The organism is Sphingomonas taxi, from assembly GCF_000764535.1.
Taxonomy (GTDB): Bacteria; Pseudomonadota; Alphaproteobacteria; order Sphingomonadales; family Sphingomonadaceae; genus Sphingomonas; species Sphingomonas taxi.
On the sequence record NZ_CP009571.1, the window covers coordinates 3,769,520 to 3,790,980 of the forward strand.

The window sequence follows — 21,461 nt, forward strand, 5'->3', positions numbered from 1 at the left end:
CGCGCGCTCATTGTTCGAGGGATTAAACGGTGCTGACGGTTGGAGACCTGGACGGGCTGCGCGCGGCGGTCGCCGCATTCCGCGCCGACGGCGCGACGATCGCGCTGGTGCCGACGATGGGCGCGCTGCACGCCGGCCATATGGCGCTGGTCGAGGCGGCCCGCCGGCCGGGCACCAAGGTGATCGCCTCGATCTTCGTCAACCCCAGGCAATTCGGCCCGAACGAGGACCTCGCCCGCTATCCGCGGCGCGAGGCGGCCGACGCGCGACTGCTCGCCGAGGGTGGCTGCGACCTGCTGTGGCTGCCGCCGGTCGAGGTGATGTATCCGGCGGGCTTCGCGACCAACGTCGGCGTGACCGGGGTCAGCGACGGCTTCGACGGCGCGGCGCGGCCGGCCCATTTCGACGGCGTCGCCACGGTCGTCACCAAATTGTTCAACCAGACCGGTGCCGACATCGCCTATTTCGGCGAGAAGGACTTCCAGCAGCTCGCCGTGATCCGCCGCGTCGTCGCCGACCTCGACATGGCGATCGAGATCGTCGGGGTGCCGACGCAGCGCGACGACGACGGCCTCGCGCTGTCGTCGCGCAACATCTACCTCGACGACGAGCAGCGCGCCAAGGCGGTGGCGCTGCCGCGCGCGCTCGGCGTCGCGGCGCGGGCGGTGGGGCGCGGCGACGATGTCGAGACCGCGCTTGCCGAGGCGCGAGCGACGCTGACCGCGGCGGGGTTCGCGATCGATTACGTCGCGCTCGCCGATGCCGAGACGCTGGCCGAGTCGCCCGCGGCGGATCGCCCGCGCCGGCTGCTCGCCGCGGCGCGGATGGGCGCGACGCGGCTGATCGACAATGTCGCGATCGAGCCGATTGGCTAAAAAGCGCAGTTGCCGAGCCGTTAACCAATTGTCAGGACGAATCGCGGATGGTGCCCTCATGAACGATGGGGGCAAACCATGGGCAACAGTTTCAAGAGCGCACAAATCCTCATAGACAGCCGTATCGCCGACGCGATGCGCGGCCGGCCGGAGGCATTGTTCGACCTCGGCGTCTGCTACCAGACCGGCACCGCCGGCGCGGGCGTCGACCTGATCGAGGCACATAAATGGTTCAACCTCGCCGCGGTGGCGGGCTTCAGCGAAGCCGCTTATGCGCGCGCCGAGGTCGCCGACAACATGACCGCGCGCGAGATCGCGCTGGCGCAACGCCAGGCGCGCAACTGGCTGGGCATGACGCAGCGGCAGGCGGCGTAACCGACTCCGGGTGCGAGACCGCCCGCCCGACGGGCGGCGCCGGCCCATTGAAGGCGTTCGCGTCGCAATCGTCCCTGCACGGTGTCAGCCTCGTGTCGGGGACGGCGATCGCACAGCGCGCCGAAACCGGAGCAGGCGACGTTTCGTAACGAAACCTTGTCATCCGGCTGCTATCCTTGGCCGATGCAGCACCAGAGCCGCGGCCCATGTTCGCCATTTTCCTGACCCCTGCCTATGCGCCGTTCGCAATCGCATTCGTGGTGATGATCGGTATCGGGCTCATTGAGGCGATCGGCCTGGGGCTTGGCCATCTCGATGTGCATGCCGACCTGCACGCCGAGACGGACGGCGGCGGCGTGCTCGACTGGCTCGGGCTTGGCCATGAACTGCCGATCCTGATCTGGCTGACGTCGCTGCTCGGCTGCTTCACACTTGCCGGCATCGCCATCCAGCAGGGTGCGACGTTGGTGACGGGCAGCCCGCTCGGCTGGGGCGTGGCCTCTGGCGCCGCGCTGTTCGCCGGCGCCATGCTCAACACGCTGGCGGCCAACGGTCTCGCCCGCGTGATGCCGGGTTTCGAAAGCAGCGTGATCTCGACCGACGACTTGCTCCGCCGCCGCGGCACGATCCTGGAAGGCGTCGCGCGCCGCGGATCGCCGGCGCGCGCGAAGGTCGTCGATCAACACGGGCAGGCGCATTTCATCATGGTCGAGCCGCATGACGACAAGGACGCGATCGCCGCCGGCGAGACCGCGCTGATCGTCCGCCGCGACGGCACGATGTTCTATGCGCTGCCAGACACCAACGTGCTTCTGCAGCCGATCTGACCAACGCCAAACCGGGGAGGGGCTCATGCCCGCACAGCTACTGAACGTCCTGATCTACGCCGGCATCGTGCTGTTCGCGCTCGTCGTGATCGGTGTCATCCTGACCCGTCTTTACCGTCGCGCGACCAAGGACGTCGCATTGATCCGCACCGGCTTCGGCGGCGAGAAGGTCGTGCTCAACGGCGGCATCATGGTGATCCCCGTCCTGCACGAACTGATGCAGGTCCGGCTGACGACGGTGAAGCTGGAGGTGTCGCGCCTCAACAAGGATGCGCTGATCACGCTCGACAAACTGCGTGTCGATGTCGTCGGCCTGTTCCACATCAAGGTGAAGCCCGACGCGGAGTCGATCGCCGCGGCGGCGCAGACGCTCGGCGACTCGGTCAACAACCCCGATGCGGTGAAATCGCTCCTCGACGGCAAGCTGGTGTCGGCGTTGCGGTCGGTCGCGGCGACGATGACGATGGAGCACCTGCACGCCAATCGCGCCGACTTCATCCAGAAGGTGCAGGAAGCGCTGATGACCGACCTGGATATGAACGGCTTCCAGCTCGAATCGGTCAGTATCACGCATTTCGATCAGACCGCGTTCGAGCATTTCAACGAGAACAACGCCTTCGATGCCGAGGGGTTGACCGTGCTCACGCGGACCATCGAAGAGCGCAAGAAGATCCGTAACGACATCGTCGCCACCAATCGCGTCGAGATCGAACAGCGCAACCTCGATGCGAACAACCAGTCGCTCGAGATCGCGCAGGCCGCGGAACAGGCGCGGCTGACGCAGGAGCAGACGCTCTCCGCCCGACGCGCCGAGCAGGCGACGGCGATCGCCACCGCCGAAGCCGAGCAGACCCGGCTGGCCGAGATCGCACGCATCACCGCCAGCCAGGCGAAGACCGTCGCGCAGACCGAAGCGGACAAGGTGATCCAGACCGCGACGATCGCCCGAGACGGTGCGATCCAGACGGCGACGATCGAGCGCGACCGGACGATCGAGATCGCCCGGATCACCACCGCAGTACAGACCGCGCAGAAGTCCGAGGAGGAATCGACCGCGACCGCTGCCGCGAACGAAGCGCGTGCGCTCGCCGTACGCGCCGAGGAAAGCGTCGCCACCGCCAAGGCGACGGAGATCGCCAACCGCAACAAGAACGTCGCGGTGATCGCCGCCACCCAGCGCGCGCAGGAGGAAGCGGTCGGCATCACCGTCGCCGCGACCGCCGAGAAGGAGGCCGCCGAGGCGCGCGCCAGTGCGCTCCGCACGGAGGCGACCGCCGAAGCCGATGCGGAGAAGGCGCGTGCAGAAGGACGCGAGGCGGCGTTCAAGGTCGATGCCGCCGGTCAGGCTTCGCTGAACGAGGCGACCAATCTGCTGAGCGATGCGCAAACCGCGCTGCTGATCCGCCGCGCGATGCTCGACGCGCTGCCGGCGATCATCGCCGCGGCAAGCAAGCCGATCGAGAACATCGACAAGATCAGCATCGTCGATGCTCGCGGGCTGCATGGCGACGGCAGCGGTGCCGGCGACGGCGCAGCGGGCGGGGGGCAGGGCAATCTCGCCGATGCCGCGGTGGCCGCGGCGATGCGCTATCGCGTCGGCGGGCCGCTCATCGACGGTTTGATGGCCGAACTCGGCATGACCGGCAATTCGTTGAACGGCATGCTGGCCGGAAGCAATGGTGACGGCGCGGCGCCGCGCAGCCCCGCGGCCGAAGGCCGTCCGGCGACGTTGAACGGCGGTTCGGGCGGCGGGCCGGCCTGAACGGGGTTGCCGTTCACGGCGCGTGGCGGCCCGCCTGCTGCCCGGCGGCATGCGTCAGACGGTCCCAATTGCCGTGGGCGAATGCCTGTCGTGCGGCGTCGTCGAGCCCGACCGTGTCGAGGAAATGGCGGGGCGCACCGCCTTCCTTATATTGATACGGGAAATCGGTGGAGAACAGCAGGCGCTCGGGACCGACGATCTCGAGGCAGCGGTGAAGATAGGTCTCGCTCCACATGCCGCTGCCGGTGACGTACAAATTGGTGCGGGCATAGTCCGACAAGGACCGTTGCAGATCGAGCGCGCGCGCGAAGACCGCCGATGTCCGCTCCAGATAGAAGAGCACCACCTCGCCCCAATGGCCGAGGATGATCTGCAAGTCGGGCAGCGCATCGAACACGCCGGCTGCGGCCAGACGCAGCCATTGCAGGCCCGCCTCATAATGCCAGCCGAGGCCGAACGCCGCCAAAGCGAGGTCGGCGGTTTCGCCGATCCCCGAATAATTGGCCTGACGCACCTCCGCCAGCGGGGTCTGCGGATGGATGAACAGCGGCACCTGCAGCTCTGCCGCCTTGGCGAGCAGCGGGCGCAGCGCGGGATGATCGAGATGCCGCTCTCGCGTGCGGCCGCAGAGCAGCGCACCCTTCAATCCGAGATCGCGGACCGCGCGCTCGAGTTCGCGCGGGGCGGCGTCCGTGTCCGGCGTCGGCACGGCGGCCAGGCCCTGAAAGCGGTCGGGATGGCGGGTACAGGTTTCGGCGATCAGGTCGTTGACCCTCTGCGCCGTTTCGACCGCGGCGGCGGGGGCGAGATTGTGCAGCCCGGGCGTGGTGAGCGAGAGCACCTGTACGTCGACGCCCTGCTCGTCCATCAGCGCGATCCGGCCGTCGCCGAGATCCGCGAGGCGGCGGCCGTTTTCGCCGCCATCGGCGAAGGCCGAGACCGGATCGTACGGCGGCGGCGCGGCGTCCCAGGCGTCGCGGACGAATGGGGGCAGGATATGCTCTTCGATCGCGATCAGGCGCATGGGCAATCTCCCGGCAAGGTCAGCCTCGCTCAACGAGGCGCCGCGGCATTCGTTGCTGCCGGCACGAGCGCCTGCCGGATCGGCTCCACCCAGCGGTCGCGGTCGATGTCGTACAGGATGAAGTCGCTGTCGAACTGCCAATAGGCCCAGGGGAAGCCGTGCGCCTCTGCTTCGTGGCGGACGGTCGCGGTGTAGCGGGCGCGGGCCGCCATCGGCGTGCCGCTTTTCTCATAGGCGCCGAATTCGCCCATCAATACCGGGCGATCGTTCGCCTTCGACCATGCGCCGACCGTGTCATAGTCGGCCTTGATCCGCCGTTCGTCCGCGGCGGTGAAGGGCACGTTCTTCACGGCGGTCAGCTCGGGCGCCCAGGGCGCGCCCTGATGGGTGAAGCGGAACGGCTCGTAGGAGTGGAAGGTGACGAGGATGTTGCGGTCGGCCGCGGGCAGCTCGAGCCTGGGCAGTTCCTCGAGATTGTTCCAGCGGCTCGGGCCGATCACCAGCGTGCGGTCGGGGTTCGTGCGGCGAACGAGGGGGATGAGCGTGCGTAGCATCGCATTCCAGCGCGCGGCGTCGAGCGGCGCGTGCGGTTCGTTGAGCAATTCGAACAGCACGGACGGCGGCGCGTCGCGATAGCGTTCACCGATCTGCGTCCAGAAGGCGACCAATTTGGGTTCGCACGCGTCCGGCGCTTTGGAACAGGCGTTGAAATCGTGTTCGTCGATGATGGCGCCCAGCCCCGCGGCGCTCGCCTCGCGGACCATGCGGTCGAGCGTCGCGAGCCATTGCGGGTCGAGCCGGTTCTGCGCGTCCATATGGCCGAACGACTGGAGGACGATCCGGACGAAATCGAAGCCGCCCTGCCGGATGATCCGGAAGTGGCGCGTCTTGAACCGCGCCTTGGCCGCGTCGCGCCATAGCGGGTCGTAGCCGAGGATGTTGACGCCGCGGTGCAGGCGCGCCGCGGTGCGCCACGCGGGACCGGTCCCCGTCGTTGCGGCGGGCGCGGATTGCGCGGTCGCCTGACCCGCCGCGATCGCCGGAGCGACCGTGGGCGTGGTGAGGATCAGGGCCAATGTCAGTAACTTACATGTGAACCGCACGGCGCTGATCCTTCGGCAAGGCGAGAATAGGATCGGTAGACGATCCGGCGGAAGCTGTCCTCTTATTCGATGCGGCGGGCGGTGGTCGGCCGCTTGCGCTGGTGGCGGGCAGACGCCATGGCCTGTGGATGCGCAGCCTGACCCCGTTCGCCGTCCTGCTTCTGCTGCCCGCGATGGGCAGCGCCCAATCGCTCGCGCAGGAGCGCTGGGACGTCACGTCGACGGTGGTCGATCTGACCGTGCCCGGTGCACCCGGTTTCCTGCTGCGGATGGCCAAGGGCAAATCGCGCGCGGAGCATAAGTGCGTCGCGCCCGGGCAAAGCGTCGCGGCCTTGCTGGCACCCGATCCGAAGGCGCGATGCCGGGTCGACAAGCAGCAGATCGCCGATGGCCGCTACACCCAGGCGCTGACCTGTCCGCAGAAGAACGGTGCGCCGATGCAGGTCAGCCGCGCCGGAACCTATACCGCGGGTGGCTTCGTCGGCCGCGCCGAGATGACCGGTCAGACGGCCAAGGGCAGAATGAATGTCGTCCTCGATCAGCGGGCGGCCCGGGTCGCCGGCAGCTGCAAGGGCTGACGACGGGGCAGGCCGTCCCTTGGCGTCGGTCGCCCCGGCGGAATCACCGATCGTCGGGGATGTCGGCGATCTCGTTGTCGGACAGGCCGGCGCTTTCGTCGCGCAGGAAGCGCAGCAGTTCCGCCACCTCGGGCGGCCCGAAGCGGAGGCCGAGGTCGTCCATCTGGATGAAGATCGCCTGCTGCCTGTCCGGTGACATCGCCGCGACGACATCGACGCAGTCCGCCAGCGTGCCTTGGCCCACGACGTCCGACATCGCCTCGGTATCGCCTTCGATGGCGTAGATCGTCGCGGGTTCGCTTAACGGATAGGTTGTCATCGCTGCTCCAGTCGGTCGCTGTCGGGACGATAACGTGCGGGAGCTGGAATGGACGCAGGCGCTGCGCCGCGTTTGGAGAAGGTCGTCGGGCTCTTTAGGTCGTATCGACGTTCAGGGTTGCAAAAAGTCCTCCCCCGCCAGGGGGAGGAATTGACGGTGTCAAACCTACACGTCCAGATTGGCGACGTTCAGCGCGTTGTCCTGGATGAATTCGCGGCGGGGTTCGACGACTTCGCCCATCAGCTGGGTGAAGATCACGTCGGCGGCCGAGACGTCTTCCGAGGTGACGCGCAGCATCGTGCGGTTCGAGGGATCGAGCGTTGTCTCCCACAATTGGTCGGCGTTCATCTCGCCGAGCCCCTTGTAGCGCTGGATCGCCAGACCCTTGCGGCCCGCGGCGAGGATCGCGTCGAGCAATTGCGACGGCCGCGCGACGAGACTTTCGCCGCGCGAGACGGTGGTGGTGACGCTGCCGATCTGGCCGGCATTCTCCTCGGCTTCCTCGCCGCCGTCCGCGGCCGGCTCCGGGTCGGCCGCGGTGGCGGCGAGGCCCTTGAGCGGGATCAGCTTGCCCGCCGCGACGAAGCTTTCCGCCTGTTCGGCGGCGAGGCCGTGCAGCTTGCGCGCCTCGGCGCTGGCGAGGAAGGTCGCCTCGACGATGTGATGGTCGGTGACGCCGCGCCACAGCCGTTCGAAGTGGATGCCGCCGTCCTCGGTCAGCCGCGCGGTCCAGCGCGCCTCCTCGTCGCCCGATTCGAGCCGGCGGACGACCTCGGCGACCGTCGCCGCGCGCTGGTCGCGGGTGAAGCTGGGGTCGAGCGCGCCGGCGAGCGCCAGCACCTCGATGATCACCGGGTCGTAGCGCCGCGGCACGTAGCGCATCAGCGTGCGCATGCGGCGGGCATGATCGAGCAGGCTCTTGAGATCGGCGCCCGAGCGCGTGCCGCTCGGCGCGTCGAACACCATCGACGAGACGCCGGCGTCGACGAGATATTCGTCGAGCGCGGCATCGTCCTTGAGATAGACTTCCGACCGGCCCTTGGTCGCCTTGTAGAGCGGCGGCTGCGCGATGAAGAGGTGACCGCGGGTGATCAGCTCGGGCATCTGGCGGTAGAAGAAGGTCAGCAGTAGCGTCCGGATATGCGCGCCGTCGACGTCGGCGTCGGTCATGATGACGATCTTGTGGTAGCGCAATTTGTCGGCGTTGAAGTCGTCGCGGCCGATGCCGGTGCCCATCGCCTGGATCAGCGTGCCGATCTCGCGGCTGGCGATCATCCGGTCGAAGCGTGCGCGTTCGGTGTTTAGGATCTTGCCGCGCAGCGGGAGGATCGCCTGGAAGTGGCGATCGCGGCCCTGCTTGGCCGAGCCGCCGGCCGAATCGCCCTCGACGAGGAACAGCTCGGACTTGGCCGGGTCTTTTTCCTGGCAGTCGGCGAGCTTGCCGGGCAGCGAGGCGATGTCCATCACACCCTTGCGCCGGGTCAGCTCGCGGGCCTTCTTGGCGGCCTCGCGTGCGGCGGCGGCATCGATGATCTTGCCGACGATCGAGCGGCCGTGGGCGGGGTTTTCTTCCAGCCATTCGGCGAGCTTGTCGGCCATCAGCGATTCGAGCGGCTGGCGCACCTCGGACGAGACGAGCTTGTCCTTGGTCTGGCTGCTGAACTTGGGATCGGGCAGCTTGACCGAGACGATCGCGGTCAGCCCCTCGCGCATGTCGTCGCCGGTGAGCGTCACCTTCTCCTTCTTCAGCATCCCCGACTTTTCCGCATAATTGTTGAGCGTGCGGGTCAGCGCGGCGCGGAAGGCGGCGAGGTGGGTGCCGCCGTCGCGCTGCGGGATGTTGTTGGTGAAGGCGAGGACGTTCTCGTAATAGGAATCATTCCACTCGAGCGCGACGTCGATGCCGACCTCGTCGCGCTGGCCGTGGATCGCGATCGGTTCGGGGAAGAGCGGCGTCTTGGCGCGGTCGAGCCACTTCACGAACGCGGCGATGCCGCCCTCGTAATAGAGCTCCACCGTCTTGGGCTCGTCGTGACGCGCGTCGGTGAGGAACAGGCGGACGCCCGAATTGAGGAAGGCCAGCTCGCGATAGCGGTGCTCGAGCTTCTCGAAGTCGAATTCGGTGATCTTGAACGTGGCGGGCGAGGGCAGGAAGGTGACGCGCGTCCCCTTCTGGCCGGGCGCGGCGGGGCCGACGACCTTGAGCGGCGCGACCGCATCGCCGAAGGCGAAGCGCATGTAATGCTCCTCGCCGTCGCGCCAGATGGTGAGGTCGAGGAATTCGCTGAGCGCGTTGACGACCGAGACGCCGACGCCGTGCAGGCCGCCCGACACCTTATAGGCATTGTCGTCGCTGGTATTCTCGAACTTGCCGCCGGCGTGGAGCTGGGTCATGATGACCTCGGCCGCGGAGACGCCTTCCTCGGGGTGGATGCCGGTCGGGATGCCGCGGCCGTTGTCGGTGACGCTGACCGACCCGTCGGCGTTCAATTGGATGTCGATCCGGTCGCAATGGCCGGCGAGCGCCTCGTCGATCGCATTGTCGCTGACCTCGAACACCATATGGTGGAGGCCCGATCCGTCGTCGGTATCGCCGATATACATGCCCGGCCGCTTGCGCACCGCGTCGAGGCCCTTCAGCACCTTGATCGACGAGGCGCCGTATTCGTTCGCATTCTGGGGTTCTGCCATGGCGAGGATATAGGGATTGCGGGGGCGGAACGAAAGCGAAATGGGCGGGCGCGGGTGGGCACTCTCCTGCCGCATCCCGCGCGCCCCATTCGTCATCCCGGCGGAAGCCGGGACCCATGGTCATGCTGCCGTTGACGGTGATCCGCCTGACGGCTGTTCCGTTTCCATGGGTCCCGGCGTCCGCCGGGATGACGAAAGGGGGGGCGCTCTACCCCAGTTCCACGCGCGTCGCGTCGTCGCCGATTGCCGCGAAAAGCGCGGGTTCTGTCCCCGTCATCCACACCTGCCCGTGGCCCGACAGCCGTTCGAACAGCGCGGCGCGGCGGATGGGATCGAGATGCGCGGCGATCTCGTCGAGGAGGAGGATCGGGGCGTGGCCGGTGCGCTGCGCGACGAGTTCGGCATGGGCGAGGACGATGCCGAGCAGTAGCGCCTTCTGCTCGCCGGTCGAGGCGAGCGCCGCCGCCTGCGCCTTGCCGAGATGCGTCACGGCAAGATCGGCGCGGTGCGGACCGGCGAGCGCGCGGCCGGCGGCGGCGTCGCGTGAGCGGCCCTGGCGCAGCGCGTCGAGCAATTGCGCGCCATCACCGCGCCAGCCCTCCAGCGCCACCGCAGCACGCGCGAACGGGCCGTCGGGCTGGTCGGCGAGCCGCTCGCCGAGCAGCGTGACGGTGGTGCGCCGCGCGGTCTCGATCGCGCCGCCATGGTCGGCCATCTGCGTCTCCAGCGCGGTCAGCCAATCGGGATCGGCCGGCACGTCGGCGGCGAGCAGGCGGTTGCGCGCCCGCATCGCCGCTTCGTAGCGTGCGGCATGATGCGCATGGGCGGGGAGCAGCGCCAGCGTCAGCCGGTCGAGGAAGCGGCGGCGCTCGCCCGCGGGCTCGACGAACAGCCGGTCCATCGCCGGGGTCAGCCACAGCACGGTCAGCCATTCGGCGAGCGTGTTGGCGGTGGCGGTGGCGCCCTGGATGCGCAACTGGCGGCGCTCGGGCGCCGCGGCGAGCGTGCCGGTCGCGATCTCGACGTCGCCGCCGGGCGCGGCGAGCGTCGCGGCGATGCCGAAGCCGCCCGCGCCGCCCTGCCGCTGCATGTCGGCGAGCGGCGCACGGCGCAACCCGCGGCCGGGCGATAGCAGCGACACCGCCTCGAGCACGTTGGTCTTGCCCGCGCCATTCTCACCGGTGAGCACGACGAAGCCGGGGCCGGGGGCGAGCGCCAGGCCCGCATGGTTGCGGTAATCGGTCAGGACCAGGCGCGACAGCATCGTCCGCCCGCCTATAGCAAAGCGGCGATGCGGCAAATCGCCGTCATCGGCCGCGTATCCCGGCGTATCCGTTTGATCGGCAAGGAACGGATGCGACATGGGCCGGTTGCGACGGCATGACCGACACCCCTTCCGCCGCGCCGCTTGCCGGTCGGCACATCCTGATCGTCGAGGACGAATGGCTGCTAGCCGATCATCTCGACGGGATCGTCACCGAGGCCGGCGGCACGGTACTGGGTCCGTTCGCCACCGCCGACCAGGCACTGGCGGCCCTCGCCGGCGACGCACCGCGGCCGGACGCGGCGACGCTCAACGTCGTGCTGCTGGATCATATGTCGTTCGACGTCGCCGACCGGCTCGGCGCGCTGGCGATCCCCTATACCTTCCTGTCCGCCAATCGGCCGTACAGCTTGCCCGAGCGGTTCCGGACGACTCCGCTGCTCGGCAAGCCGTTCGGCGATTGGCAGGTGGTCGCGGCGCTGGTCGCGCTGCTGGATCAGGCGGAACCCGCCCGGACCCGCACCGTTGGATGAGCGAACAGCAGCAACCGGGATTCTTTGCGATGGATTACAAGAAGATCGGCTTCGGCCTCGGCGCCTTCGCGGCAGGTGCGGCGGCATGGACCGCGGCGACGGCGGCATTCGGCCCCAAGCCCGGCTCGCGCCCGCGCCGGCTGGCGGACGACGCGGGCGCGGGCGCGGTGCCGGGCGACAGCACGACCAGCCCGATCGCGCCGCGGCCGGCGACGATGGCCGCCGCGCCCGTCGGCATGGCCGAGACCGAAAAGCATTTCGAGGAGCAGCCGGGCAATCCGGCGGCCGAACACGTGCCGACCGATCTGATGGGCGACGCGCATCCCGGCAACGACAGCCGCGCGGTCGAGGCGTTCCGTCCCGACCCCACCGCGGTGCCGACCGAGGAAGAGCGGGAGGCACTGCGGCCGGCGACCGGGCCGGCGCCGACGCTGGTGGCCGATCGCGGCAGCGGGTTCAGCGAGGCGACCGGCGCCGCCTGAGTCATCCGGTGCTCCTGCGGAAGCAAGAGCACCGGCGTTCCGGACGTCATCAGACGGTGTTCTGCTTGGCCCTGGGCTCCTGCCTCCGCAGGAGCACTGGCTGCGTAGACGATGGCCGAACCTGCCCTTCACCTGACTGAGCCCCGGTCTTTGCCGGAATATATGCTCGCAGGCGTCCGCAGCGCTGTCAGTCGTTGCCGAGCAGCGAGGATTTGCGGGGGATCGTCTCGCCCTGCGGCTGGTCCTTGTCGAGCGTGTCGCTCGGGCGGCGGGCGTCGCCGCCGCGTTGATGCCCGGTGGACAAATTGGGCTCGGACGTCTCGGTGGTCGGCTTGGTGTCGTCGGTCATCGTCGCTTCCTCTCGCGACCTCAACCGCCGGGTCGCGCGCTGCGTTCCGCCGACGACGGGTTGATCCAGGTTGCAACCAAAACGGTGCAGGGGACATTCTTCCTGTCATCTGAAGCAAATGGGAGGATGTCATGCGGATACCCTTGTTGGCGGCGACGATCGCCGCGACCGCACTTGCGGGATGCTCGACGTCCGGCACGGACGGTCGCTATCGGGGCTATAGCCGGTACGACTACAACCGGGTCGACCCGGCGTACGGCGGCTATTACGCCGACCGTTATTATGCCGACGGTCCGCGGTATCGCGAGCGCCGCCTGTCGTCGCGCGACCGGATCTATCGCGGCGAGAACGGCCAATATTATTGCCGCCGCAACGACGGGACGACCGGGCTGATCGTCGGCGGCCTCGCCGGCGGCGTGCTCGGCAACATCATCGCGCCGGGCAATTCGGGGCTGCTCGGCACGTTGCTGGGCGGCGCGGCGGGTGCGGCGGTGGGACGGTCGGTCGATCGCAACAACGTACGCTGCCGATAACGCAACGCGGCGGAGCGCGGCGATCCGCGTTCCGCTTGCGGCGCGGCGGCGAGGCGCTAAGCGTCTGGAATAGTGCCTGACCCGCCGGAGTTCCGATGCGCCTGATCCTCGCCGCCGCCCTGCTCGCCTCCACCTCGCCCGCCGCCGCGCAGGCGCTGCATCAATATGGAGCGCTGGCGATCTCGCCGACGGGCGACCGGGTCGCGGCGGTCGAGAGCGCCGGCGGTCATGGCGTGGTGACGGTGCGCGGCACCGCCGACGGCCGCGTGCTGCGGACGATCGATCCGTGCAAGACGTGCAGCTATTCGGGGCTGACCTTCGCGCCCAATGGCGATCTCGTCTTCCTCGTCCGCGACACCGCCGCGGTGCGGTTGAGCTACGCCGATGCGATGACGACGCGGACGATCGCGACGATCCCCGGCATCGCGCAGACGCCGCGCGTCTCGCCCGACGGCACGCGGATCGCGCTGCTGGTGACGCTGGGCGCCGCCAAGGAATCGGGCGCGACGCAGGCGGGCGTGCGGATGATCGGCGAGATCGGCGAGAAGAACGACGAGCAACGGCTCGCGGTGTTCGACATCGGCAAGCCCGCGACGACGGTGACGCCGCTGTCGCCCGCCGGGCGCTACGTCTACGAATATGACTGGACCCCGGACGGGCGCGGCTTCGTCGCGACCACCGCGCTCGGCAATGGCGACAACAATTGGTGGGTGGCGACGCTGGATGCGATCGACGCGCGGACCGGGGCGGTGCGCCCGATCGCCAAGCCGGTGACGCAGCTCAACCAGCCGCGCGTCTCGCCGGACGGGCGGACGGTCGCCTATGTCGGCGGCTTGATGAGCGATTTCGGCTCGATCGGCGGCGACGTCTTCACCGTGCCGCTCGCCGGCGGCACGCCGCGCAACATCACCGCCGGCGCCAAGTCGACGGTCACCACGATCGACTGGACCGCGGGCGGGCTGCGCACCGTGACGCTGGCCGGGGACCGCATCCAGTTCGGCACGCTGACGCCGGGCCAGCCGGTCGCGCCGGGCTTCGCCAAACCGGCGAGCAGTGCGGCGGGCGACGGCCGCGCGGTCTTCTCCGCCGATGGCCGCGTCGCCGCGGCGGTGGTGCAGGATTACGAGCACGCGCCGGCGATCTATGCCGGGCCGGTGGCGGCGCAGGCGAACGGCGTGCGGCAGATCACCCACGACAACGACGCCGCCCCGGCCTTGGCGAGCGCGCGCAGCATCGCCTGGCAGAACGAAGGCTATGACGTGCAGGGCTGGCTGCTCGCGCCGCGCACCGCGCCCGCCGGCAAGGCGCCGATGATCACGATGGTGCACGGCGGTCCGTCGGCGGCGTCGATGCCGGGCTATGTCTCGGCGGGGTCGATGAACGGCGCGCTGTTGAAGGCGGGCTATTACGTCTTCCTGCCCAATCCGCGCGGCAGCTTCGGCCAGGGCGAGGCGTTCACCGCCGCCAACAAGCGCGACTTCGGCGGCGGCGACCTGCGCGACATCCTCGCCGGGATCGATGCGGTCGAGCGCGTCGCGCCGGTCGACGATGCGCGGCTGGGTCTCGGTGGGTGCAGCTATGGCGGGTTCATGGCGATGTGGACCAACACCCAGACCAACCGGTTCAAGGCGATCGTCGCCGGTGCCGGCCTGTCCAACTGGGTGAGCTATTACGGCACCAACGGCATCGACCAATGGCTGCTGCCGTTCTTCGGCAAGACGATGTACGACGACATCAAGGCCTATGAGGACGTGTCGGCGGTCTATCAGGCGAAGAAGGCGAAGACGCCGACCTTCATCTACGTCGGCGAGCGCGACATCGAGGTGCCGCCGACCCAGTCGATCGAATGGTGGCACGCGCTGAAGGATCGCGGCGTACCGGTCAGCCTGGTGATCTATCCCGACGCGGGCCATTGCGTGACCGCGCCGGAGCAGGCGAGCGACGTGCGCGCGCGCGCGATCGCGTGGTTCGATACATATGTGAAGGCGGCGAAATAGGGGCGGCGGCGCTCCAGGCGCGCGCCTAGAACAGCGGCTTGCCCGAATCCTTCCATTTGTCGAGCACGGTCGCGGCGGGCGGCAGCATGTCGGGCGGCGGCGTGGCGGCAGGTTGCGGCGCGCCCGGCGCGACCGGGAGCGGCGCGGCGGCGGCGATCAGCGATGGCGGCGGCACGACCGGCGGCGCGGCGAGGCGCAGGTGCGGACCGGGCATCGGCTCGCCGCCGCGGTAGTTCCGGGCGAAGGCGGCGCTGGTGCCCCAGAAGCCTTTCCAGCGGTGGAACAGATGTGCGCCGACGACGTCGGTCATCACCATCGCCCGGTTCCACGCCGGGGTCACCGCATAGGTATGGTAATGCGTGGCGAGGCCGACCGGCGCATAGACATAGCCGGCGAGCGCCATCGCCGCATGCCGCGCCGCGCGCGCCCAGGCGGCGCGCGCCGGCACCCGCGCCATCGCGCCGTCGCAGGCGAAGCTGAACTGGCAACCGGCACGCTCGGAGCCCTGATAGACGACTCCGCACACCGTCGGCGGGAAAGCGGGGTGGCGGGCGCGGTTGAGGATCACCTGCGCGACGGCGGACTGGCCGGCGTCGGATTCGGACGCCGCCTCGTAATAGATCGCCGCGGTGAGGCATTCGAGCGCGCGCGACCGGTCGAGCCCGGTCGCCGCGCTGGTCGAGAAGGGCGCGGCGCCGCTGCCGCTGCGCAGCGCCGCGGCGAGGACGGCGGCCGAGACGGGCAGCGCGGGCAGAGCGGTGGTGCCGGTGACGCCTTCCGCCGGCGCGGCGCTCTCGCCCGCGGCGGGCGTGGTGGCGGCGGCGTAGAGCAGCGCGGCGCCGGGGAAATGATCCTCCGCCTCATACCCGGCGGGCGCGGGCAGCGGCGGCGCGACGACGCCATGCGCGGCGATCGCGCGCCACGCCGCCTGCGCCGCCAGCAGCACGGCGAGCGCGAGGCATAGCGCGACCAGCGCCAGCCACAGGCGCGTCATCGTCCGGATCGTCCCCATCGGCACCCGCATTACGCGCCAATAGCTTACATCGGGTTTCGCGTCCGCGGGGATTGCGGATGCACCACGCGCATCGGTGTTCACGGGTGGTGCCGGTGACGAATCCTCCCGTCACCCCGGGCTCGACCCGGGGTCCCGCTTCTTCCTCATCGGTACCCGTAAAGGACGTAGCGGGACCCCGGATCACGTCCGGGGTGACGGCGGAATGGCGCTTGTGGGGGCGCCTCCGTCGAGCCCCCCTTACTTCAGCGTCGGGCTGTCGAGGTTGAGTTGCGCTTCGGTCAGCGTCTGCGTGTCGGGGCGCGCGGCTTTCAGCGGCGTGAGGAACTGCTTGGCGTCGCCGACGATCGCGACGCTCGCCGCCTTGGGATCGAGCAGCGCCGCCGCCGCCGATTGCACCGCGGCGGGGGTCACCGCCTCGACCTTGCCGGTATAGGCCTGCAATTCGGTGAGCGGCACGTCGTCGAGGACGTAGCTGCCGAGGATGCCGGCGATGCCACCGGTCGTCTCGACGGTGCGGCCGAAATTGCCGACCAGCACCGCCTTGCGCGTCGCCAGTTCCGCCTCGGGCACCGGCGCCGCACCCATCCGCGCCATCTCGGCGGTGATCAGCGTCACCACCTCCGCCGCGGTCGGGTTCTTGGTCTGGGTGCGCGCAGAAAATTCGCCGGCGAGGCGGCCGCCGCCGACCCCGCTCGACGCGCCGTAAGCGAGGCCGCGCTTGATCCGCACCTCCTGGTTGAGCCGCGACGAGAAGCCGCCGCCGAGCACGGTGTTGGCGACCGCCAACGGATAATAGCGCGGGTCGGCGCGCGGGATCGCCGGCCGCTCGACGACGACGCCCGCCTGGCCGGCGCCGGGCATGTCGACGACGATCGTGCGCGGCGCCGGGAAGGCGGCGACGGCGATCGGCGCGGCCGGCGCGCCGGCGGGGGCACGCCACTGGCCGAGCTGCGCCTCGGCGAGCGCCTTGGCCTGTGCCGGGGTGACGTCGCCGACGAGGATCAGCGTCGCCTGATCGGGGCGCCACGTGCGCGCATAAGCGGCGGTGACGTCGCCGCGGGTGATCGCCTTCAGCGATCTCGGTGTGCCGCCGCCCGGCGCGCCGAACGGCGAGGCGCCGAAGGTGGCGCGGTCGGCGACCATCGCGGCGAGCTGCGCCGGGTCCTTGACCGCGACGGTGACCGCATCGACCTGCTGCGCGCGGGCACGGTCGAGCTCGTCGGGCGCGAACACCGGGTGCGTCGCGACATCGGCGAGGATCGTCATCGCCGGGGCGAGCTGGTCCGACTTGACCGTCACCGAGACGGTGCCGCCCTCCTGATCCGAGCCGGCGCCGATCGATCCGCCGAGGCTTTCGACCTGCCGCGCGATCTCGGTCGCCGAGCGGGTGGTGGTGCCCTTGGTCATCAGGCTGGCGGCAAGACTGCTGACGCCCGAGCGGTCGACCGGATCGAGCACCTCGCCGCCGGTCGCGACGAGATAGGCGGTGGCGATCGGCAGCTCGTGACGCGCGACGGTGATGACGCGCAGGCCGTTGGCGAGCCGCGTCTCGACCGGCTGCGGCAGGTTCGCCTTGACCGGCGCGGCGGGGGCGGGCGGCTGGATGCGCTCGCTCTCGGGCGCGGGGGTGACGATCGCGATCTGCGCCGGCGGGGTGAGCGGCGCGGTCTGCACCGTCGGAGCGATCGCAATCGTGTCGCCGCTCCGGCCGGCGGGCTTGGCGGTGTCGGGCAGGTAGCGGATCGTCGCCGACTGGGCGTCGCCGAGATATTTGCGCGCGACGCGCTGGACGTCGGCGGCGCTGACCCGGGCGATCTCGGCGAGCTGACGGTCGGCAGCGCGGGGGTCGCCGTCGATGATCACCGACGAGGCGAGGATGCGTGCCTTGCCCTCGGCGGTCTCGCGGCTGCGGATCGCCGAGGTCAGGATCTCGTTCTTCGCCTCGGCGAGTTCGGCGGCGGTGACCGGCGCATCGCGGAAGCGCGCGATCTCGCGCTTGAGCGCACTCTCGCCCTGCTCGACCGTCTTGCCACCGGCGAGGATCGCATAAGCGATCAGATTGCCGGTGCCCTGTTTGCTGTCGAGGAAGGACGAGGCGTCCTGCGCGAGCTGGTCGCGGTAGACGAGGCTTTCGTAGAGCCGGCTGCTCTCGCCGGTCGACAGGATCGTCTGGAGCACGGTGAGCGCCGGAATGTCGGCCTCGCGGTCGGCGGGGACGTGCCAGCTCATCAGCACCGCGGGCAGCGGCGTATTGGGTTCGTAGACGGTGTAGTCGACCGCCTTGGTGCGCGGCGGCTCCTGCACCGCGACGCGCGGAATGGTCGCGGCGGGCTTGGCGATCTTGCTGAAATACTGGTCGATCCACGCATTCAGCTGCGCCGGATCGAAATTGCCCGAGACGACGAGGATCGCATTGTCGGGCCGGTAATAGGTCGCGTGGAAGGCGCGGACGTCGTCGATCGACGCGGCTTCGAGATTCTCGATGCTGCCGATCGTCGAGCGCGCATAGGGATGCGTGGTATAGGCCGCGGCCGACAGATAGGTGGAGAACAGCTTGCCATAGGGCCTCGCGAGCGTCGACTGGCGCAGCTCCTCCTTCACCACGTCGCGTTCGGAGGCGAAGCTCTTCGGCTCGACGACGAGGCTCGCCATCCGGTCGGCCTCGGCGAACAGCAGCCGTTGCAGGTGGTTGGCGGGAATGACCTCGAAATAATTGGTGTAATCGTCGTTGGTCGAGGCGTTGTTGTAGCCGCCGACGTCCTCGGTCAGCCGGTCCATCTGTTCGGAGACGAGGTTGCGCGTCGCCTTGAACATCAGATGTTCGAACATGTGCGCGAAGCCCGAGCGGCCGCGCGGATCGTCCTTCGAGCCGACGTCGTACCAGACCTGCACCGCGACGTTGGGCGTGCCGGTGTCGCGCAATGCATAGACGCGCAGGCCGTTGGCCAGCGTCCGCTCGGTGAAGGCGATCGGCTTGACCGACGCGGTGTTGGCGCGCGGGGTTGCGGTCTGGGCGGTGGCGGCGAGGGGCAGGAGCGCGGCCCCGAGCAACAGGGCGGCACGAACGAGGCGCATGGATCGGGGCTCCGGCTGGGCAGATAGGATGGCGGCGAGTTGAGCCGCAGCCGGGAGCGGTGTCAATCGCGCAGGCTTCCATCATGGCCGAAGCGAGATGACGCCGAATTCATCTAATGGGTAAGTTGTTGATCTTGCTTTGCTATACTTGCCGCTTCCAGGATTGGCCGCAATCGGGGTGGCGGGGCGATGGGTCTAATTTGGCTTGTTCGGGTTTAGCGCCACGAACCGAAGGACGTGGGCCATGGCATCGAGCGCAATTCCCGTTTCGCGATCCGCATCGTCCGACGAGACGGGGCGCGCCAGGACGGCATTGCAGGCGCTCAACTTCTTCATGGCGGACATGCAGGCGGGAATCGGGCCGTTCCTCGGCGTGTTCCTGCAGCAGCGCGGCTGGACCGCGGGGCCGATCGGCACGGTGATGTCGGCGGGCGGGGTCGCCGGCATGGTGATGACCGTGCCGGCCGGCGCGTTCATCGACCATACCGAGAAGAAGCGGTTGGTGGTGATCGTCACCGGCAACTGCACGGTGATGGCGTCGTTCCTGATCCTGCTGTCGCAATCGGGCTGGGTGGTGACGGTGAGCCAGGTGGCGACCGCGATCGCCGGCGCGGCGATCGGGCCGGCGGTGACCGGGATGACGCTGGGGGTGGTGCGCCAGCGCGGCTTCAACGCGCAGAACGGCCGCAATCAGGCGTGGAACCATGCCGGCAACATGATCGGCGCCGGCCTGTCGGGCTTTCTCGGCTGGAAGTTCGGCATGCCGGCGATCTTCTACCTCGCCGCGGCATTTGGCGTGCTGGCGATCCTCAGCGTGCTGATGATCCCCGAACGGGCGATCGACCATCGCGCCGCGCGCGGTCTGGAAGGGGGCAAAGAGGATGATGCGGACGGCGGCGGGCAGGCGGAGGGGTTCAAGACGCTGCTGCGCAACAAGCCGATGCTGATCCTCGCCGCGGCGCTCGCCTGTTTCCACCTTGGCAACGGCGCGATGCTGCCGCTCTACAGCCTCGCGGTGGTCGGCGCCGGCAAGGGCAATGCGGCGCTGTTCACCGCCACCACCGTCGTCGTCGCGCAGGCGGTGATGATCGCCGCGGCGCTGATCGCGATGAAGATGTCGGCGGGCAAGGGCTATTGGCTGGTGCTGCTGATCTCGTTCGCGGCGCTGCCGTTGCGCGGGTTCCTGGCGGGGACGTTCATCGAACATTGGGGCGTGTGGCCGGTGCAGGCGCTCGACGGTATCGGTGCCGGCTTGCAGAGCGTCGCGGTGCCCGGCCTCGTCGCCTGCCTGCTCGACGGCACCGGCCGGGTCAACGTCGGGCAGGGCGCGGTGATGACGATCCAGGGGCTCGGCGCGTCGCTGAGCCCGGCGATCGGCGGCTGGATCGCGCAGGCGTTCGGCTATCACGCCGCCTTCCTGATCCTCGGCAGCTTCGCGCTGGTCAGTCTGGCGCTGTGGATCGGCTTCGCCGGCCTGTTGCGGCCGGCATGCGAAGGCAAACGGGCGGAGAACAAGGCATGAAGACGATCACCTGGGTCCATGTCGGCGACCTGCACGCCGATCCCGCCGACGGCTGGCTGGGGATCGACCGGCTGGCGGAAATCGTCGCCGATCTCGCCGCGGTGCGCGAGGGGATCGACTTCGTCTTCGTGCCCGGCGACAACGCCAATCACGCCACCGCCGAGCAATATGACCGCATCCGGGCCGCGCTCGCGCCGCTGGCGCTGCCGGTGTTCACCATCCCGGGCGATCACGATTTCGAGGACGGCACGCTCGCCGCCTTCCGGGCCGGCACGCCCGAGGCGATGCGGCCGTTCGAACGGGTGATCGGCGGCCATCGCTGCCTGTTCCTCGATATCGTCAGCGCCGGCAGCGGCGGGCCGGACTTTCGCATCGGCGCCGGCCAGCGCCGCCGGATCGACGCCGCGCTCGCCGCCAGCGACGACGAGGGGCTGACGCCGTTGGTCTTCATGCACGCCTACCCCGGCGATCTCGCCGACGGGGGCGAGGCGCTGGCCACGGCCTTCGCCGACGCCGGCGTCGCCTTCGTCGATACCGGCCATACGCATTACAACGAACTGCTCAACGACGGCCGCGTCGTCTATGGCGCGACCCGCTCGACCGCGCAGATCGAGGAGGACGGCGGCGCCGCGGGCTATGCGATCGTCAGCGTTCATGACGGCGTGCCGAGCTGGACCTTCCGGCCGATCGGCGATGCCGCGCCCGGCTGGCCGCACGTCCAGCTCCTGTCGCCGGCCGACGTCCGGCTGCTGACCCGACCGCACGATCCGCGTCATGTGCCGGCGCCGGGCCGGATCGCGGTGACCGCGCGCGTGCTGGGACCGGAGGCCGCGCCGCCGGTGGTGGAGGCGGATGGCATCGCGACGCCGATGCAGCCGGTGCCCGGCCAGCCCGCGACCTGGACGGCGGTGGTCACGATTGGGCGGCCCGGCCTCCACCCGCTGCGGGTGCGCAGCGGCGCGGCGAGCGACACGATCGACATCCTGGTGCGCGACCGCGAGGACCGCCCCAAGCGCAACCGCCCGGTGGTGCCCGGCCATGCGGTCCATACGATCGGCGCCTGGCCGTCGCGGCACATCCTCGGCGCGCAGCTCGGCCCCAATCGCAACGGCGGCGGCTGGTGAGCGCGCGACCGGC

The 21,461-nt window shown here is 69.5% G+C and carries 19 protein-coding genes; 11 read left to right on the forward strand and 8 right to left on the reverse strand.

Annotation, left to right across the window (positions count from 1 at the left end):
* Nucleotides 1–29 precede the first annotated feature (29 nt).
* From panC to MC45_RS17215, 4 genes are all read left to right on the forward strand, one after another.
* Complete coding sequence (gene panC / locus MC45_RS17200) at nucleotides 30–875, forward strand: pantoate--beta-alanine ligase (protein ID WP_038665804.1); 846 nt, start codon at nucleotides 30–32, stop codon at nucleotides 873–875.
* Nucleotides 876–953: 78 nt separating this feature from the next.
* Nucleotides 954–1,250, forward strand: coding sequence for an SEL1-like repeat protein (locus MC45_RS17205; RefSeq protein ID WP_038665808.1), 297 nt, complete (start codon nucleotides 954–956; stop codon nucleotides 1,248–1,250).
* A 206-nt stretch (nucleotides 1,251–1,456) separates the two neighbouring features.
* Complete coding sequence (locus MC45_RS17210; protein WP_038665810.1) at nucleotides 1,457–2,077, forward strand: OB-fold-containig protein; 621 nt, start codon at nucleotides 1,457–1,459, stop codon at nucleotides 2,075–2,077.
* A gap of 25 nt (nucleotides 2,078–2,102) precedes the next feature.
* The gene (locus MC45_RS17215) at nucleotides 2,103–3,839 is read left to right on the forward strand and encodes a flotillin family protein (protein ID WP_038665813.1); all 1,737 of its coding nucleotides are present in this window, start codon (nucleotides 2,103–2,105) and stop codon (nucleotides 3,837–3,839) included.
* A gap of 13 nt (nucleotides 3,840–3,852) precedes the next feature.
* On the opposite strand, the gene MC45_RS17220 is transcribed toward MC45_RS17215, so the two are convergent.
* Nucleotides 3,853–4,863, reverse strand: coding sequence for an amidohydrolase family protein (locus MC45_RS17220; RefSeq protein WP_038665816.1), 1,011 nt, complete (start codon nucleotides 4,861–4,863; stop codon nucleotides 3,853–3,855).
* Nucleotides 4,864–4,892: 29 nt separating this feature from the next.
* The gene (locus MC45_RS17225; RefSeq protein WP_245640769.1) at nucleotides 4,893–5,939 is read right to left on the reverse strand and encodes a glycoside hydrolase family 5 protein; all 1,047 of its coding nucleotides are present in this window, start codon (nucleotides 5,937–5,939) and stop codon (nucleotides 4,893–4,895) included.
* Nucleotides 5,940–6,094: 155 nt separating this feature from the next.
* Here MC45_RS17225 and MC45_RS17230 point away from each other — a divergent pair, with 155 nt between their 5' ends.
* Complete coding sequence (locus MC45_RS17230; RefSeq protein ID WP_038665819.1) at nucleotides 6,095–6,544, forward strand: DUF3617 domain-containing protein; 450 nt, start codon at nucleotides 6,095–6,097, stop codon at nucleotides 6,542–6,544.
* Nucleotides 6,545–6,587: 43 nt separating this feature from the next.
* On the opposite strand, the gene MC45_RS17235 is transcribed toward MC45_RS17230, so the two are convergent.
* From MC45_RS17235 to recF, 3 genes are all read right to left on the reverse strand, one after another.
* Nucleotides 6,588–6,863 carry a hypothetical protein gene (locus tag MC45_RS17235; RefSeq protein ID WP_038665822.1) on the reverse strand — a complete coding sequence of 92 codons (276 nt, stop codon included), beginning with the start codon at nucleotides 6,861–6,863 and terminating at the stop codon, nucleotides 6,588–6,590.
* Between the two features lie 165 nt (nucleotides 6,864–7,028).
* Complete coding sequence (gene gyrB / locus MC45_RS17240) at nucleotides 7,029–9,554, reverse strand: DNA topoisomerase (ATP-hydrolyzing) subunit B (protein WP_038665825.1); 2,526 nt, start codon at nucleotides 9,552–9,554, stop codon at nucleotides 7,029–7,031.
* Nucleotides 9,555–9,762: 208 nt separating this feature from the next.
* Entirely contained in the window at nucleotides 9,763–10,818 is a 1,056-nt protein-coding gene (recF, locus tag MC45_RS17245; protein WP_038667860.1) for a DNA replication/repair protein RecF, read from the reverse strand.
* 116 nt (nucleotides 10,819–10,934) lie between these two features.
* Between recF and MC45_RS17250 the strand changes: the two genes are divergently transcribed.
* Both MC45_RS17250 and MC45_RS17255 read left to right on the forward strand, forming a co-directional pair.
* The gene (locus MC45_RS17250; protein ID WP_038665830.1) at nucleotides 10,935–11,351 is read left to right on the forward strand and encodes a response regulator; all 417 of its coding nucleotides are present in this window, start codon (nucleotides 10,935–10,937) and stop codon (nucleotides 11,349–11,351) included.
* A 29-nt stretch (nucleotides 11,352–11,380) separates the two neighbouring features.
* Nucleotides 11,381–11,833, forward strand: a complete 453-nt coding sequence (locus MC45_RS17255) for a hypothetical protein (protein ID WP_038667863.1) — start codon at nucleotides 11,381–11,383, stop codon at nucleotides 11,831–11,833.
* A 187-nt stretch (nucleotides 11,834–12,020) separates the two neighbouring features.
* Here the strand turns inward: MC45_RS17255 and MC45_RS19620 are convergent, their stop codons facing one another.
* A complete protein-coding gene (locus MC45_RS19620; RefSeq protein WP_169742559.1) occupies nucleotides 12,021–12,182 on the reverse strand; it encodes a hypothetical protein in 162 nt (53 codons plus the stop codon).
* 131 nt (nucleotides 12,183–12,313) lie between these two features.
* Here MC45_RS19620 and MC45_RS17260 point away from each other — a divergent pair, with 131 nt between their 5' ends.
* Together MC45_RS17260 and MC45_RS17265 are read left to right on the forward strand one after the other, a co-directional pair.
* On the forward strand, nucleotides 12,314–12,715 hold the full coding sequence (locus tag MC45_RS17260) for a glycine zipper 2TM domain-containing protein (RefSeq protein ID WP_038665833.1): 402 nt from the start codon (nucleotides 12,314–12,316) through the stop codon (nucleotides 12,713–12,715).
* A 95-nt stretch (nucleotides 12,716–12,810) separates the two neighbouring features.
* Nucleotides 12,811–14,712: a S9 family peptidase gene (locus tag MC45_RS17265; protein WP_038665836.1), complete on the forward strand. Its 1,902-nt coding sequence runs from the start codon at nucleotides 12,811–12,813 to the stop codon at nucleotides 14,710–14,712.
* A gap of 25 nt (nucleotides 14,713–14,737) precedes the next feature.
* Here MC45_RS17265 and MC45_RS17270 read toward each other — a convergent pair whose 3' ends face one another.
* Both MC45_RS17270 and MC45_RS17275 read right to left on the reverse strand, forming a co-directional pair.
* Complete coding sequence (locus MC45_RS17270) at nucleotides 14,738–15,736, reverse strand: cell wall hydrolase (protein ID WP_245640770.1); 999 nt, start codon at nucleotides 15,734–15,736, stop codon at nucleotides 14,738–14,740.
* Between the two features lie 228 nt (nucleotides 15,737–15,964).
* Entirely contained in the window at nucleotides 15,965–18,802 is a 2,838-nt protein-coding gene (locus tag MC45_RS17275) for a M16 family metallopeptidase (RefSeq protein ID WP_038665839.1), read from the reverse strand.
* A gap of 244 nt (nucleotides 18,803–19,046) precedes the next feature.
* Here MC45_RS17275 and MC45_RS17280 point away from each other — a divergent pair, with 244 nt between their 5' ends.
* Nucleotides 19,047–20,324, forward strand: coding sequence for an MFS transporter (locus MC45_RS17280; protein ID WP_038665841.1), 1,278 nt, complete (start codon nucleotides 19,047–19,049; stop codon nucleotides 20,322–20,324).
* Nucleotides 20,321–21,448 (forward strand): metallophosphoesterase family protein, encoded by a 1,128-nt coding sequence (locus MC45_RS17285; protein WP_038665844.1) that lies wholly within the window; start codon nucleotides 20,321–20,323, stop codon nucleotides 21,446–21,448. The genes MC45_RS17280 and MC45_RS17285 overlap by 4 nt, the downstream gene beginning before the upstream one ends.
* The last annotated feature ends 13 nt before the right edge of the window (nucleotides 21,449–21,461 follow it).